Here is a 16998-nt window from a genome sequence, read left to right as displayed (position 1 = left end):
AGCTTTTAGGTATTTTACGGAGTCAAGAAGAAATCCACAAATCAGGAAGATTTTTCAAGAAACAGTATTGAACTCACACAAATATTTTAAAAATATAAAAATCAACAACTTAAAAATATCGCACCAAGCCGTAAATATCGCCATTATTCACAGTTGACTTTTTCACTCACAGAGTTATCCACAGGCTGAGAGTCAATTTGCCGTGGCTGAAATACCGTATCTGTGGCATGCTTACCGCCATCTAAGTCATCGATAAACGAACATTACTTATGCCGACCATAGCCAATAACCCACTTGTCCTTGTGGATGGATCTTCTTATTTATACCGCGCCTATTATGCGCCTCCTCACCTGACAAACTCAAAGGGCGAAGCTACTGGTGCTGTTTATGGCGTAGTGAATATGCTCCGCAGCTTATTAAGCCGTTATCAACCTAGCCATATTGCAGTGGTGTTCGACGCTAAAGGCAAAACCTTCCGCAATGACTTATATGAAGAATACAAAGCACATCGCCCGCCGATGCCGGATGACCTGCGCTCACAAATTGAACCCCTGCACCGTATTATCCGCGCCTTGGGCTTGCCCTTAATCTCTATTCCGGGTGTTGAAGCGGACGATGTTATCGGCACTATCGCTCGCCAAGCGAGCCGCGAAAACCGCGCCGTACTGATCAGCACTGGCGATAAAGATATGGCGCAGCTGGTTGATGAAAATATCACGCTGATCAACACCATGACAGATACCATCATGGGCCCTGAAGAGGTTGCGGCTAAATATGGTGTTGGCCCAGACAGAATTATCGATTTCTTGGCGTTGATGGGCGATAAGGCAGATAACATTCCCGGTTTACCCGGTGTAGGCGAAAAAACCGCATTAGCCATGCTCACAGGGGCGGGTAGTGTCGCCAATTTGCTTGCAGAACCCGAAAAAGTCACCGAATTAGGCTTTAGGGGTGCAAAAACCATGGCGGCGAAGATCATCGACAATGCCGACATGCTAAAGCTGTCCTACGAGCTGGCCACCATTAAAACCGATGTAGAGCTCGAACAGGATTGGCACGAACTCGAAGCCAAACCCGCAGATAGAGATGAGCTGATCAAATGCTACGGCGAAATGGAATTTAAACGTTGGCTTGCCGAAGTCTTAGATAATAAGGCGCCAACGACGGTCGCAGCAAAAGTTGAAACGGCCGAAACCCAAGAAGAATCAACGCCTAGTGTCACGATTGAAACCCAATACGATACCATTCTGACCGAAGCTCAACTCGATGAGTGGATTGCCAAACTCAAACAGGCGCCATTAATGGCCGTAGATACCGAGACCACCAGCCTAGACTATATGGTTGCGGAATTGGTTGGCCTGTCCTTTGCTGTTGAAGCTGGTAAAGCCGCCTATCTACCCTTAGCCCACGATTATGTTGGCGCGCCCGCGCAATTAGATAAGCAGACAGCCCTCGAAAAGCTGCGTCCGATACTCGAAGACGCCAAGATCAAAAAAGTTGGTCAAAACCTGAAATATGACATCAGCGTATTGGCCAATGCCGGCATAAAACTCCAAGGCGTGGTATTCGATACTATGCTCGAATCCTATGTATTTAACTCGGTCGCATCACGCCATGATATGGATGGGTTGGCACTTAAATACCTAGGCCATAAAAATATCGCCTTCGAAGATATCGCGGGTAAAGGCGCTAAACAGCTGACTTTCAATCAAATTCCACTCGAAACAGCAGCGCCCTATGCGGCGGAAGATGCCGATATAACCCTACGCCTACATCAACACCTGTGGCCAAGACTCGAGAAAGAAACCGAATTAGCCTCGGTCTTTACCGATATTGAACTGCCGCTGATCCAAATCTTGTCCGATATTGAACGCCAAGGCGTGTTTATCGATAGTATGTTGCTCGGCCAACAGAGTGATGAACTGGCGCGTAAAATCGATGAGTTAGAAACAAAAGCTTATGATATTGCTGGTGAAAAATTCAATTTAAGCTCACCAAAGCAACTGCAAGTGCTGTTTTTTGAAAAGCTGGGCTATCCGGTCATCAAAAAGACTCCTAAGGGCGCACCGTCTACCGCGGAAGAAGTGCTGGTCGAGTTGGCACTGGATTTCCCCCTGCCCAAAGTGATCCTTGAGCATCGCAGCCTGACCAAGTTAAAGAGTACTTACACCGACAAGCTCCCCTTAATGGTGAATGCGAAAACGGGTCGGGTACATACAAGCTACCATCAGGCCAACGCCGCAACAGGGCGTTTATCCTCGAGCGAACCTAATCTACAGAATATTCCAATCCGCACCGAGGAAGGTCGCCGTATTCGCCAAGCCTTTATTGCGCCTCAAGGACGTAAGATTTTAGCCGCCGACTATTCACAGATTGAACTAAGGATCATGGCGCATTTATCCCAAGATGCAGGCTTACTCAAAGCCTTCGCCGAAGGTAAAGACATTCACAGAGCCACCGCCGCCGAAGTATTTGGCACCGACTTTGACAGCGTAACCTCGGAGCAGCGTCGCCGCGCCAAAGCCGTTAACTTTGGCCTTATCTACGGCATGTCGGCCTTTGGATTGGCACGTCAGCTCGACATTCCCCGTAATGAAGCGCAAACCTACATCGACACTTACTTCGCCCGCTATCCAGGCGTATTAAGGTATATGGAAGAAACGCGAGCCAGTGCAGCAGAGCTTGGCTATGTCTCAACGCTATTTGGTCGCCGTTTGTATTTACCCGAAATTCGCGATCGTAATGCAATGCGCCGCCAAGCAGCAGAAAGAGCCGCGATTAACGCCCCAATGCAAGGCACCGCCGCAGATATCATAAAAAAAGCCATGATCAGCATTGCCGATTGGATAAAAACCAATACCCAAGGTGAAATCGCCATGATTATGCAAGTCCACGACGAATTAGTGTTCGAAGTCGATGCCGATAAAGCCGAAGCACTCAAGCTCAAGGTGTGTGAGCTCATGGCCAAAGCGGCCAATCTGGACGTGGAACTTCTGGCGGAAGCCGGTATTGGTGATAACTGGGATCAAGCCCACTAGCATTCAAACTCTAGACTTTAGCTTCTAACATTGAGTTTTACCCAAACAAGGCTCGTCCGTTATCGGATGAGCCTTTATATTTGGTGCGACTTTTAGGCACCGCTAAACTCGACGTTGCAAAGAACAACATAACGAGAAGTTGCTTACGCAGGCGAAAACCTTAATGGCTAAGCCGCCTCAAGAGCGGGAAACAGCATTTGACTCTCCGTACAATGCTCTCAGTCACCAAATGCAATCCTCCACCTCAATTCTCGATGCTTCAACGCCGCCATAACTACAACCTTCTATCCGCGTGACAATCCACGCAAGCCTAAACAATCGTTCGCTGATGGATACAACCAAGAACAATCACCAAAATAGAGTAAAAACATTAAATCTGAAAAATTGATCAATTCTGTACTAAAAATACGGTCAATTTAGCTAAATCAGTGACTTAAATGCCTTTTGTGAAAATATCAGATCAAACATAGCTGTTTTTTTCACCTAAAAGTTGAGATCTACCGCACACAATTATCACTTTTTCAAAAAAACTGTTTTCCATTTAAAGATAAATAGCGTATTATTCTCTGCGTAGGGTACAGAGGTTAAGATGTTCTATCTTTCAGACCTTTATTTCACTAATAGTGACGAGCCAAATTCTGGCGCCCCAGCAACTTGTTTGCTGGGGCTTTTTTTTGCTCTTTTTTCGGCCTAGGGATGATTTCAACAAAGGCGAGCAAATTTTAGAGTATTTACTTTAATAAAAGGTAAATTCGATGTATGCTGTCTTCATTGAGAACCATTGAAGGTAATTTGATGGTGCTTGAGTCTTGTTGAATTTAGCTTCTCCCCAAAAGAGCTAAAATTTTGGCCGGTGACTAATGTTATCGGCTATTTTTTTGCCCAAAATTTAAGGGGGGAGAAATAGATTGCTTTATAGGGAGATATCGCAGGGGAAGATGGCCGAATGCACTCGAGGCATCCGACCATAAAGCAAAAGACTTACTCGGCGTCGTCTTGGTTTTCTAACTCATCGGCCAACCATTGCGGATGACACCATTCATTTAAGATACTCAGCACTTTAGGTTTGCCCGTGCCCTTGAGCGCAGAAAAAGGCTCAACCTGAACCCAATCACCAAATTCAACCAGCGCTTTACGCACTTCGTTCACGGTTTTCATCTTCGCACTTTGCGCCAATTTATCGGACTTAGTCAGTAATGCGAGTACTGGAATTTCACTCGCAACCGCCCATTCGATCATCTGCATATCCAGATCTTTCAACGGATGACGAATATCCATCAATACCACAACGCCACTTAAGCACGCACGCTTCTGCAAATATTCGCCGAGGGATTGTTGCCATTTTAATTTCATCGCTAAAGGCACTTGGGCGAAACCATAACCCGGCAAATCGACTAATCGGCGCCGCGCATCGAGTTCAAATACGTTGATCAGCTGAGTGCGACCTGGCGTTTTACTGGTACGCGCTAAGTTTTTCTGCTCAGTTAATGCATTGAGTGCACTCGATTTTCCGGCATTGGAGCGACCAGCAAAAGCAATCTCAACACCAACGTCGCCGGGCAGATATTGATCCAAATGTGCAATGTCAGGTGCACTGATTAAAAACTTCGCCCTGCGAAAATCTATATGAGATTCAGTCACTATTTACTCCAATATATTTACTGCGCAATACCATAATTTATGAAGAATTGCTTACTTTTCCACGTTTTCGTGTAAAATATTACCCCGATCACATTAAACATATTTTACCACGCTTGCGGGTCACCCTAGTAAGCTCAGGATAATAATCTTAACCAGAAGTTGGAACGCCATGAAAAAGTTAGCTCTTGCGCTGTCTGTTGTAGTTGCCGCCATATCTTCACCTGCGATTGCTGAAGGTAATGCTGAAGCGGGAAAAACTAAAGTTATCGTTTGTTCTGCCTGTCACGGCATGGACGGTAACAGTATGATCGATATGTACCCTAAGCTTGCGGGCCAACACGCCACATACCTCCAAAAGCAACTACATGATTTCCGTAGTGCGGCGCAATCTGGCGGTAAAGATGGTCGTATGGATCCTATCATGAGTGGTATGGCAATGCCTCTAAGCGATCAAGATATTCTTGATATCAGCGCTTATTTCTCTAGCCAAGCAATCCAAGTTGCTGAGGCGAAAGATGTTCCTGAGCTAGGTTCAAAACTTTACAAAGGTGGCGATGTATCACGCGGCATCACAGCTTGTATGGCATGTCACGGTCCAGATGGTAAAGGTGCTGAGTCAGCGGGTTTCCCTGCATTAGCTGGTCAACACGCTAACTACATCAAGATCCAACTGACTAAGTTCCGTGATGCGGGTCGCCACAATGATCTCAACGGCATGATGCAAGATGTCGCGAAAAAGTTAAGCGACAGTGATATCGAAGCATTATCTAAATATATTGCTAGCCTGAAATAGGTTTTAGCGATGAAAAGGGGTGCATAGTCACCCTTTTTTATCGTCACAAAGTTTACGTTAACGTAAACTGATAAAGATTCATGCTTGACATAGATCACAGATTTGGGTTTAATAAGCCCCGTACCGAGATAAACCCATCTGTTTGTACAAATAAATTAATAATAACTTGCAGATTTCGGTATAATTAACATTCAAGATATAAGAATAAAGACTCTCAATAACAATAATATAACTAAGACCACTCTCTAATAATAATAAGAGCAGTGATTTCGCCTTGAAATCCCGGTCAGTACATTTTTGTAAGGGATGGCCGATAACGCCAATTTGCGATAAGCAAATCGCCTTACACTCAGGGTAACTTGCCCCATCAGGACACAGTTTGAATGATTCAAACTGTAGCAAAGGAAGCTAATAGCTTTGGATGCACTGGCTGGAAGCTTGTTATCACTGGAAGGTACTTCAAGCAACATGGATGGTTAACTTAACGTCATTGATGACGCTGTAATAAAGATGTGTCTTGAGACCATCTACGGAAACTGTGGTCAGGATGGCGACAGAAGCTAATTAAGTGTCTGGAAGACCGATAACTAAAATGATGCAGGGAAAGCAGTAAAAAAAAGAAGGATACCGACCGGGAAAGTCGCATAGCAAGTAAGGATACTTGGAATCAGAATAGGGTGCAAAATGCACCGTTTGTAAGGCGGCAGTTTAACTGCCGCCTTTTTTCTTTGTGATTCTCCACCAGCATACATCCAGCTCCGAAAGTGCACTACCGCAATATAATTGTTACAATCAAGACCTTAATACTTTTCTAGTTGACTCAATGCGCAGATGTCCCCTTTGTCATAGCACGCAAACACTGTTGCTCCTTCAGGACAAGAAACGGTGTTTTTATGTTTGCCAGACATGCGGACTCACCTTTGCAGACGCAAATAGTCATCTTCCTCCCGCGGCAGAAAAACAGCGTTATGGCCGTTCGCGGATTGCCGCCAAACAGCGCCAACTGTCGCAATTTATTTTACCGCTACTGACACAAATACAATTGCAGCAAAAAGGTAGCCTCACGGGCTTAAATTTTGGCCGCGTGTTAGATCAAACCAGTCTGGCGACTATTGAATCGGCGGGACACACTTTCAAACAGTATGATCCTTTTTTCGCGCCAGACCACGAAACACTCAAGCAAGAGTATGATTTTATTTGCTGCTACCGAGTTTTTGAGCACTTTCAGCACCCCAGCAGAGAATGGAGTTTACTGACCCGTTTACTCAAATCGGGTGGCTGGTTAGCGATTAGCACACCCTTATTAATTGATTTAGAAGGTTTTGCTAAATGGCATTATAAAAACAATCTCACTCACGTGAGTTTTTACCAAAGACAAACCTTTGAATACCTGGCGAGTAATAGCGATTTTGAACTATTATTTGCCGCGAAAGACCTCGTTTTGATGCAAAAAACATCATAATCTGGTATAACAGCCGACCGAATTTAGTACCGAGTCGATCCCGTATCGGCTAGGCCATACGTTGTAAACAATTGAGAAAATCATGTCTCGTAGCAAGAAAACACGCAAGGGCGGCGAGAATAGCCCTAAATTACAGCCAAGAGTGAAAAAGCAGGACCGTGCAGAAGTCACTGGCAAGCGCGCCGAAAAGGGCAATAAGTCTGGCAGTCGTCATAATGAAGCACTGATCAATGCTCAAGCACCACAGAAAAAGGCTGCGCAAAGTAAAGATCCTCGCCATGGCAGCAAAAAGCCTGTGGCATTGGCCTTACAAACTGCCACTGAGAAGCCAGCCACACCAAAGGTTAAGCAACCTAAGCTAACTGACGAGCAAAAACTGCTGAAACTGGAAGAAGATCCAAGACTGAACCAGTTGCTCGATATGCTCGAAGAAGGCCGTAACTTAAGCAATGACGACCAACAATGGTTAGATCAGCAGCTGAACAAGATTGAAGCCCTGATGATTAAATTGGGTATCAGCGATGAGCTAGAAGATGAAGCGCCAGCGAAAAAATCTAAAGTCGATTCAGATGATGACCTGTTCGATCGCTTTGAATCGGGTGCCGAACTGCTAAAAGATTATCAAGATAAGTTTTAAATCTTAGAGTGTGCATAAAAACAAAGCGCGATGTCTTTGTTTTTATGCTGTCTAAACAAGGAGTTTACGTGTCTACCACTCTTATCCTGCTTGGTTTTATCATCATTGTTGCCCTCTGTAGCTACGCCACCTTCTTACTCCTCAAACTCAAGCAACAGAAACAACGCCAACAGGCGCTCACTGCCGAGCGTGAAGCTGCGGCTAACGCGAAACGCGCTCAAGTGCTAGAAGATATTCGTTATATCGCCACCGCCATGATTGACGACCGCTGCGAAATCTCTGAAGGCGTGGTGAGAATTGGCCGTTTATTTGAAATTTTATCCTTAAGCGAGCGGGTTGCGCCTGAGTTCCCAGCATTCTTCCAACACTTTGAGCTGATTAAAGATCACCCTATTATGGAAGCTCGCCAAGCCCTGCCGAAGCAAGAGCGCATGAAGCTCGATTTTGTCCGCATGAAATCTGAAGCTGAACTGGCCGAAGGCATTACCGCCGATGCCAAAAAGCTCTCCAGTTATCAGTTAAAAGCCCCGCATTAGGCCGATAACGTTAGCCTCAAGGCCAAAACCTTAGCTTTGGGGCTCAATCTCTCCCGCATTTCTTTTCCCACACAGAGTACGGCTTCCCGTGAGCCTGTGCACAAAACCTCCAAAAAACAACAGACATTGGCTCCTTTTTCATAGATATTGCGTAACTTCTAAAAGGACAGACATCATTTTTACAACCTAGATCAAGGTTATTTGGCTAAGAACCTTGCATACTTCGCTTGTTGCTAATTTACCCTCGGAGGACACGCCTTGAAGCAGCCCACTCAGATAAGCTGGGATCAGTCGATGATCGAAAAATATAACTACAGCGGTCCCCGTTACACTTCTTACCCAACGGCGCTGGAGTTCGATGATTCATTCACTGAACAAAACCTGTTAACGGCGATTGAAAACAGTAAGAGTGACAAACTGTCGCTGTATATTCACATCCCCTTCTGCGCCAAACTTTGCTACTACTGTGGCTGTAATAAAGTTATCACTCGCCACGCCCACAAGGCCGATCAATATATCGAGTATTTGAGCCACGAAATTATTAAGCGCGCTCCGCTGTTTAAGCACTACACAGTCACCCAAATGCACTGGGGCGGCGGCACGCCAACTTTCTTAAATCCTGAGCAAATTATGAAGTTAACCGACTTAATCAAGGCTAACTTTAACTTTGCCGCTGAAGGTGAGTTCTCTATCGAAGTTGACCCGCGTGAGATTGAGCTTTCAATGCTCGATACCTTAAAAGAAGCGGGCTTTAACCGCATTTCTATCGGGGTGCAGGACTTCAATAAAGAAGTACAAGTCGCGGTTAACCGTGAGCAGGACGAGCAATTTATTTTCGATTTAATGGCCAAAGCCAAGGCCATGGGATTTGTCTCAACCAATATCGACTTAATTTACGGTCTGCCACATCAGACACCCGAAACATTCGCCGCTACTATGCAGCGCGTGTTAGACCTGTCGCCCGATCGTCTCTCAGTGTTCAACTATGCCCACTTACCCGCGCGTTTTGCCGCGCAGCGTAAGATTAAAGATGAACACTTACCTTCGCCGAAACAAAAACTCGAGATGTTGCATCAAACGATCGAGACCTTAACTGGCGCGGGTTATCAGTACATTGGCATGGACCACTTCGCTAAGCCTGATGATGAGCTGGCTAAGCTGCAACGCGAAGGCAAACTGCACCGCAACTTCCAGGGTTATACCACCCAAGAAGAATGCGATCTGCTCGGTCTGGGCGTGTCTTCAATCAGCCAAATCGGCGATTGTTATGCGCAGAACCAGAAGGATATTCGTCCTTACTACGAAGCCATCGACAAAGACGGACATGCACTGTGGAAAGGTTGTAGCCTGAACCGTGACGATGAAATTCGCCGCGTCGTAATCAAACAACTCATCTGCCACTTCGATTTAGATATGGCAAAAATGGACGAAAAACTGGGGATTAAGTTTGAGGAATACTTCGCCGAAGACTTAAAACTGCTGCAAACCTTTATCGACGATAAGTTAGTCGAGGTAACCGACAGAAAGATCACCATCAGCCCCACAGGCCGTCTGTTGATCCGCAATATCTGTATGTGCTTCGACCTTTACTACCGTCAAAAAGCACGTCAACAACAGTTCTCCCGTGTGATCTAACACTGACGCATCTCCAATAAAAAAATCCGACTCAAATGTCGGATTTTTTATTGGGAAATAGAGCTACTTACTTAAACTTTAGCCGCATACAGCGCCTTGCGCTCACTCTCGGATAAAAACGCCATTTCCACCCCGTTGCGTTGCACCTGAGCCAGTTCAGCATCGCTTAGACCTAGTTCAGACTTGGCAATGCGGTATTCATGCTTGATATCAATCGCACTCACACCCGGATCATCGGTGTTAAGGCTTATCAACACACCGGCATCCATAAAGGTTCTGAAGGGATGTTCCGCATAGGAAGACACAGTCGATGTGTGCAGGTTGCTGGTTGGGCAAGATTCGATACCGATACGGTGTTTAGCGAGATATTCCATCAGCTTAGGATCGTGAATCGCATTCACGCCATGGCCAATACGTGTCGCCCCCAGCTCCTGAATCGCTTGCCACATACTTTGTGAACCCGCCGCTTCCCCCGCATGGGCGGTAATGGCTAAGCCCGCGTCTCGCACTCGCTTAAAGTGCTCGTTAAACAATTCGCCAGGGAAGCCAAGCTCATCGCCGGCTAAATCCATCGCGACTAAATGTTGTTTATGGGCGAGCAGGCCTTCGAGCTCCTGAGTACAAGCAGCTTGGCCGAATGAGCGCGACATAATCCCGATAAGATTGATTTTAACTTGGTAATCTTTCAGGCCCGCTTTCACCCCATCGATAACCGCTTCAACCACACCTTCAATCGGTAGCTTATGGTTCATCGCCATGTAATATGGGCTAAAACGCAGCTCCGCATAATCAAGGCCAGATAACGCCGCATCCGCCACGTTTTCATAGGCGACACGTTTTACCGCATCTAAATCAGCGAGAACGGCCACCATCCAGTCAAGCTTCTTCAAGAAGGCGACTAAGCTGGTTTCTTTCCCCTGAATTTGTACAAATGGCGCGAGAGTCTCTAAAGAATCGGCAGGCAAAGCAATGCCGTGTTGATGTCCGAGTTCCCAAATGGTGTTCACTCGCACGTTACCATCTAAGTGACGATGCAAATCCACCAATGGAATGGATGTATTGATCATAATTAACCCCTATGTGAACTACCCAGCCAATGCTTTTGTTATTTGGTCTAGGGCGGACCCTAAGTTTAACACGCATTCTTTGGTGGCACTCAGCTAAGGGCGGGATTTAAATTCACATTCAGTCACAATTCTGCTTAATATGCGTACAACAATCTGGGGTAAACCTCAGGCATAATGACTTCAATAACAACGAAAATATCCGAGATAAATCATGCATAAACTCTTTACCCCAAGCTTACTGATTTGCGCACTTAGTGCCTGTAGCGCGGTTCAACCCCCAATCGAATCCACCAAACAAACAACGGTAGCCGTTGCGCAGTCCACAGCCAAGACTATGGCCCCAGCACTGCAAGCGATTGTGGATCAAAGTTGGCAACTCCAACTCAGTGCCAGCCCTGAAATGGCCTATGGAATGGGGGATAAGAGTGCTGCGGGTAAACTGCAAGATCTGTCCCCAGAAGCCTTAGCCAAACTCAATCAGGGACAAATTGCCATCCTCGCCCAATTGAAAGCCCTAGATCGCAGCAAGCTGAGTAAAGAAGATAAAATCAACGCCCAAATCCTTGAGGATCAGATCCAAAACGAGGTCGACCTGTATAAATACAAGGATTACTACCTGCCAATCACTGCAGAGAGCGGCTTCCACGCCTATATATCCTCCATTGCACAAGGGCGATTCAACACCCTAGAGGATTACCAAAACTACCTAGGTAAGCTTAAGGCACTACCGACCTATTTTGCCCAGCAAACCCATTGGTTAAAACAAGGCTTAAAGGAAGGCATTACACCCCCTAGAGCGACGCTCAAGGGATTTGAAAACAGCATTAGTGCTTACATCTTACCGGTAGAGAAAAGCAGTTATTTCAAGCCTTTTACTCAGTACCCTAGCCACTTTACCGAGGCGCAAAAAGTACAACTGACCCAAGAAGGCCGAGCATCGGTCGAACAGAATGTGCTCCCGACCTATCAGGCTTTCTATGATTTTATGACCCAGGAGTATATGCCCAACACTCGGGAAAATATTGCCGCCAACAGCTTACCCGATGGTGATGCCTTCTATGAGAACCGTGTTCGTTACTACACGACCTTAAATATGACCTCGGCCGAAGTGCACGAGCTGGGTTTAAAGGAAGTAAAACGTATCCGCCAGGAAATGGAGCAAGTCATTAAGTCTGTAGGCTTTAAAGGCAGCTTTGCCGACTTTTTACATTTCTTGAGAACCGATCCCCAGTTCTACACCACCAGTGCGGATCAACTCCTGAAGGAAGCGGCCTTTATTGCCAAAAAAGCCGATGCCATGTTGCCCAAATATTTTGGTAAATTGCCTCGTAAACCCTATGGTATCGCGCCGGTGCCTGCTGAAATCGCTCCTAAATACACCTCAGGGCGTTATTCAGGATCTAATCGTGATGACGAGCCGGGTTACTACTGGGTTAATACCTACGCCTTAGATAAGCGCCCGCTCTATGAACTCGAAGCGCTCACGCTGCACGAAGCCGTGCCCGGGCATCATCTGCAGATTTCACTGAACTCCGAACTGAGCTCGTTGCCTGATTTTCGTCGCTACAGCTATATTTCGGCCTTTGGTGAAGGTTGGGGATTGTATAGCGAATACTTAGGATTAGAAGCGGGATTCTATCAAGATCCTTACAGTAACTTTGGGCGCCTAACCTATGAGATGTGGCGCGCCGCTCGTCTCGTTGTCGATACGGGGATGCACGCCCAAGGCTGGAGTCGAGAACAAGCCATCGAGTTTATGGCGAGCAACACGGCGTTATCGCTCCACAATGTGACGACTGAGATTGACCGTTACATTACCTGGCCAGGGCAAGCGCTCTCCTACAAGATTGGTGAGCTCACCATTAAACGCCTACGCGCGAAAGCCGAGCAAGCCTTAGGCGATAAATTTGATATTCGCGCCTTCCACGACGCCGTATTAGAGAATGGTTCTGTACCTATGTCGGTGCTGGAGCAGCAGATAAACGACTTTATCGAAGCGCAAAAAGCCGCGATTTAAGCTCATCCCAAGGGAGCGGGTATTTTCCTGCTCCCTTTCCTGCCCGCCCCAGTTCTCTGATACACTCTAGCAAACCTTTTTGCCCGAGATGTGCGACAGAGTATGAGCCAAACGCCCCTAAACTTTCCAAGGGAAGAGTTTTCCAAAGTAGCTTTTTCAACGGAACACGATTTAAATACTTCTGAACAGCAAGCCTTCTGGCAGACCGTTGTCCAAGACACACTCAAAACGCCCGATGGATTAACCTTGGCCTACATGATGGTCAAGCATCCTAAGGCCCATGCCAGCATAGTTATCAGCAGCGGCCGGGTTGAATCCTACTTAAAGTATCAAGAATTGGTATTTGACTTGTATCAGCAAGGCTATTCGGTGTTTGCTATCGATCACCGCGGCCAAGGATTATCGAGCCGCATGACGGCCAATCCCCATCAAGGCCATGTACGGCGGTTCAATGACTATATCGACGACTTTGCCCTGTTTATGCAAACCGTTGTACTCAAACATGCCACTTCGCCACTATTCTTGCTCGGGCATTCTATGGGCGGCGCCATCGGTACCTTGTATCTCAAACAACATCCGGATGTGTTTACGGCGGCGGCATTCTCAGCCCCCATGTATGGCATTAAGTTACCTATGCCCAAAGGATTTGTCCGTTGGCTTGCGAGTAAGCTCGATACCAGTCTCAACGGCGGGGAGCCTAACTATGTCCTCAGCGGGCAAAACTATAAGGCCGCTCCTTTTAAGGGCAATGATCTCACCCATTGCCAGAGTCGTTATCAAGCCTACCGAGAGTTGTACGATGCGGCGCCAAAGCTGCAATTAGGCTCACCCACTAACCGCTGGTTGACTGAATCTTTAGATGCGGCCGACGCCTGTGTATTGGCCACGGCACATATCCGTACGCCTATTCTGATCCTGCAAGCCAGTGAGGATAAAATTGTCGACAATGCCGCACAAAATCTGGCGGTAAGCTCAAATTGCCAATTAAAAGTGATTGCAGGGGCTGCCCATGAGATTTTTATGGAGAAAGATAGCTACCGTAATCAAGCGCTGAATTACGCACTCGACTTTTTTAAACGCTACGCAACAAGGGACGTGGACAAACAAGCTGTTTAAAGTCATTAACACTTAAGGCGCGGGCAATATTGTAGCCTTGGAAGTGAGTACAGCCTAAGCGGCTAAATAGCTGCTGTTGCTGTGGTGATTCGACACCTTTGGCCACGATAGGCAAGTTAAAGGCTTGTATCGGCTGAATCAGCGCTTGGCTCCAGCTCGTATCAGTCGTTAAGTTAGCGGCACAATGTAAATCGAGCTTCACCTCACGCAAGGGATAGTGACGTAAGCAACTCAAGGCGCCCTGTCCCGCACCAAAGTTATCTAGGGTTATTGCCACCCCAGCTTCTGCGAGCAGACTGATCCTCGGCAGAATAAAGGAGGCTGATGTTAGTAATGCACTCTCGGTTAACTCAATTCCCAGCTGATTGTCATCCAGCTCGTAGCGACGGGTTAATGCAACCAATTGCTCGACAAAATCGACTTGGCAGAAAGATAAGGTACTAATATTCAGAGTTAAACGTGGCAGGTTAATACCCTGCTGTTTCAATTGCTTAATCAACAGGCAAACGCGCGTAGCCACATTTAAATCGAGCGATGCAATCAAGCCATGGCGCTCGGCTAAATCAATAAATTTAGCGACCGGGACAATTTCCCCATCCGCTAAATGCCAGCGAGACAGAACCTCGGCCGACACTATCTTGCCTTGCATATCCACCACTGGCTGGAACATTAACGACAACTGATTTTCAGCTATCGCACGCTCTAATCTGTTCAATAAAGACGACTCAGGATCCTGCGAGCGTTCTAAATCTGGGTGATAGAAAGCGCAACCTGCGTGTTCACTAGACTGAGCATGCTGCATCGCCAGTTCGGCACGTCGCACGGCGAGTTCTGGCGCAAGCGTATCCACAGAATCTAATAAGCAAATCCCAATATTCGCATTTAAACGAAAATCATGTTCACCATAATGGAAGGGACGAGTGGCGATTTGTTTAAGCTCAGTAGCCAACGCCAATGCTCGACGTCCAGCCATATTCGCATCGGCAGCCAACTCCTTAGCTAACAAGGCGAACCGGCCCAATTCGAGATGAGCAACGACAATATTTTCAGCAAAATAACTCGATAGCCTTGCACTTAATTGCGACAACAATCGCTCAAGCTCATGGGATGTAAGAGTGTCATTCGCCCCAAGGGTTTCAACATTGAGTAATAACAAAGCCCCCCAATGCCCCGCACTGGTTCGTTGATTAAGGTATTGGGATAACTGCGCCATAAAGGTTTCAGGGAGCATCTTAGGCCCTGCCACAGATTGCTTCACTAATTCGGCAATCGCAGCATGGTTTCGCTCACTCTCGGAGACATCGACGTGAATGCCGATCATCCGAGTCGGTCGACCAAGGTGGTCCCAATCGACTAACATGCCACGGTCAAATACCCAAACATAATGCCCATCTCTATGTTGCAAGCGATGGACACTCTCAAATTCTTTCGTCTTGCCACTGACATACTCTTGCAGGCAGTCCAACACGGCTTGCTTATCATCGGGATGCAAACGCGTTTCCCAGGTCTGGAACACTTCCTCTAGCTCATCGGGTTGATAACCAATCATTTCCTTCCAACGATCGGACAAAAACACTTCGCCAGAACGAATATTCCAATCCCAGATCCCATTGCGTGAACCTTCAACCGCAAACAACCAACGTTGCTCACTATCATTCAGCTGCTTAACTGCACGCCCTAGATGTTCATGAACCTGCTGCAGTGTCGTTTGTAGAGACAAGACCTCGGAGGCACTCCAAGGCACTTGGGTCGAAAACTCGGGAGTGCCTACATGCTTCGCCGATTCACTTAACATCTTGAAAGGACGGATTAAGAGGTAATATAGAACAAAGGTAAAACCGATTAGCAACAGCGCCCCGAGCCCCCAGACACGCATAAATCGTTGTTGTAATTCGGTTGAAGCTTTAGCCACTAACGGCGCGAGATCAGACTCAAGATAGATAAGCTCTGTCGCTCCAGGATATTGAGCATCGACGGGATAATAGGCTTGAATCGATAATCGGTCTGGATTTATTGAAACACTCACCTGTCCAGACTGCACCACGGCATGATGCCTAACCACATCGTAACCATCAATCACTTCAATGGCATTGCTATCACGCCAAACAGTATGATTTGCAAATCGAATGCGACTATTCGCATCCAGCAAGATATAAACCATGACATTCATATCTAAGGTTGCCAGAGAGACTTCCTGCTCGATACGTTCAACATCTTGTAACGCTTGCGCCGACTGCACTATCGTTTGCATTCGTAAAAGTTGCTGCTTTATCTGGCTCACTTGGCGATCGGCCAGTTCATTACGTACCAGCTCGCTCTCATAGAAATACTCAGCCGTAACCAACACTAAATAAAGTGCCAGCATGCAGACAGGAATTAATACTGCGAGCGAGAGTTTGCGAAGCATGGGTAGCCAAATGTCTTTAATAAAAAGATGGACGCCCAGTATGCTAACGGGAAACCCGTTACTAAGCAAAAAGACTTAACATAAGTGGAGTTATTTTAGACTAAATACGCTAATCGATTGAAAGAACCGCTAGTAAACGAGACGATAAAGTGAAGAATAGAAAATAAGTTAATAAAACAGAAAACAACAAAAACAAAAAAGCCAGCTTATTCAGCTGGCTTTCTGCTCTCTTCACGAGAATATTTAGGCGCTTGGCGATGACCTACTCTCACATGGGGAGACCCCACACTACCATCGGCGCGATTGCGTTTCACTTCTGAGTTCGGGATGGGATCAGGTGGGACCACAATGCTATTGTCACCAAGCAAATTTGTTATTCACTACCCGTCTTATCTTGATGCAGGCAGTAAATTAAATTCGGAAAGCTGCTTTGAGTTACACTTCTTAAGTGTTTGTATTCGTCTAAGTACTGTACGACCTCCAGGGAAGGAGGAAGTACTGGAAAATGTCTGGAACATTTTCAGTAAAACCCATCTGGGTTGTATGGTTAAGCCTCTCGAGTCATTAGTATCAGTTAGCTCAACGCCTCACAACGCTTACACACCTGACCTATCAACGTCCTAGTCTCGAACGGCTCTTTAGTGGACTT

11 protein-coding genes and 2 rRNA genes are annotated in these 16998 nt (G+C 46.5%); 8 read left to right on the top strand and 5 right to left on the bottom strand.

Going from position 1 to position 16998, the window contains the following annotated elements; all coding sequences use genetic code 11:
- Positions 1-269 precede the first annotated feature (269 nt).
- A complete protein-coding gene (polA, locus tag B5P39_RS20325) occupies positions 270-3038 on the top strand; it encodes a DNA polymerase I (RefSeq protein WP_088212759.1) in 2769 nt (922 codons plus the stop codon).
- A gap of 981 nt (positions 3039-4019) precedes the next feature.
- Here the strand turns inward: polA and yihA are convergent.
- Positions 4020-4679, bottom strand: a complete 660-nt coding sequence (gene yihA / locus B5P39_RS20320) for a ribosome biogenesis GTP-binding protein YihA/YsxC (RefSeq protein ID WP_088212758.1) — start codon at positions 4677-4679, stop codon at positions 4020-4022.
- A gap of 169 nt (positions 4680-4848) precedes the next feature.
- Here yihA and B5P39_RS20315 point away from each other — a divergent pair, with 169 nt between their 5' ends.
- The 5 genes from B5P39_RS20315 (at position 4849) to hemN (ending at position 9742) form a co-directional block, all read left to right on the top strand.
- Entirely contained in the window at positions 4849-5472 is a 624-nt protein-coding gene (locus B5P39_RS20315; protein WP_088212757.1) for a c-type cytochrome, read from the top strand.
- An 823-nt stretch (positions 5473-6295) separates the two neighbouring features.
- Entirely contained in the window at positions 6296-6934 is a 639-nt protein-coding gene (locus B5P39_RS20305) for a class I SAM-dependent methyltransferase (protein ID WP_039977643.1), read from the top strand.
- Positions 6935-7016: 82 nt separating this feature from the next.
- Positions 7017-7571 (top strand): Der GTPase-activating protein YihI, encoded by a 555-nt coding sequence (gene yihI, locus B5P39_RS20300; RefSeq protein ID WP_088212756.1) that lies wholly within the window; start codon positions 7017-7019, stop codon positions 7569-7571.
- A 68-nt stretch (positions 7572-7639) separates the two neighbouring features.
- Positions 7640-8107 (top strand): DUF2489 domain-containing protein, encoded by a 468-nt coding sequence (locus B5P39_RS20295; protein ID WP_088212755.1) that lies wholly within the window; start codon positions 7640-7642, stop codon positions 8105-8107.
- A gap of 258 nt (positions 8108-8365) precedes the next feature.
- Entirely contained in the window at positions 8366-9742 is a 1377-nt protein-coding gene (hemN, locus tag B5P39_RS20290; RefSeq protein WP_088212754.1) for an oxygen-independent coproporphyrinogen III oxidase, read from the top strand.
- 71 nt (positions 9743-9813) lie between these two features.
- Here the strand turns inward: hemN and add are convergent, their stop codons facing one another.
- A complete protein-coding gene (gene add, locus B5P39_RS20285) occupies positions 9814-10809 on the bottom strand; it encodes an adenosine deaminase (RefSeq protein WP_088212753.1) in 996 nt (331 codons plus the stop codon).
- Between the two features lie 211 nt (positions 10810-11020).
- Here add and B5P39_RS20280 point away from each other — a divergent pair, with 211 nt between their 5' ends.
- Complete coding sequence (locus tag B5P39_RS20280) at positions 11021-12826, top strand: DUF885 domain-containing protein (protein ID WP_088212752.1); 1806 nt, start codon at positions 11021-11023, stop codon at positions 12824-12826.
- A 102-nt stretch (positions 12827-12928) separates the two neighbouring features.
- Positions 12929-13942 carry an alpha/beta fold hydrolase gene (locus B5P39_RS20275; RefSeq protein ID WP_088212751.1) on the top strand — a complete coding sequence of 338 codons (1014 nt, stop codon included), beginning with the start codon at positions 12929-12931 and terminating at the stop codon, positions 13940-13942.
- Here B5P39_RS20275 and B5P39_RS20270 read toward each other — a convergent pair.
- From B5P39_RS20270 to B5P39_RS20260, 3 genes are all read right to left on the bottom strand, one after another.
- Complete coding sequence (locus B5P39_RS20270) at positions 13899-16349, bottom strand: EAL domain-containing protein (RefSeq protein WP_088212750.1); 2451 nt, start codon at positions 16347-16349, stop codon at positions 13899-13901. The genes B5P39_RS20275 and B5P39_RS20270 overlap by 44 nt on opposite strands.
- A 249-nt stretch (positions 16350-16598) precedes the next feature.
- Positions 16599-16714, bottom strand: a 5S ribosomal RNA gene (rrf, locus tag B5P39_RS20265).
- 178 nt (positions 16715-16892) lie between these two features.
- A 23S ribosomal RNA gene (locus tag B5P39_RS20260) occupies positions 16893-16998 on the bottom strand; the annotation flags it as partial.

Source organism: Shewanella sp. Shew256 (genome assembly GCF_002196695.1).
GTDB lineage: Bacteria > Pseudomonadota > Gammaproteobacteria > Enterobacterales > Shewanellaceae > Shewanella > Shewanella mangrovisoli.
Note: the sequence above shows the minus strand (reverse complement) of the source record. Positions and strands in the feature narration are given on the sequence as shown.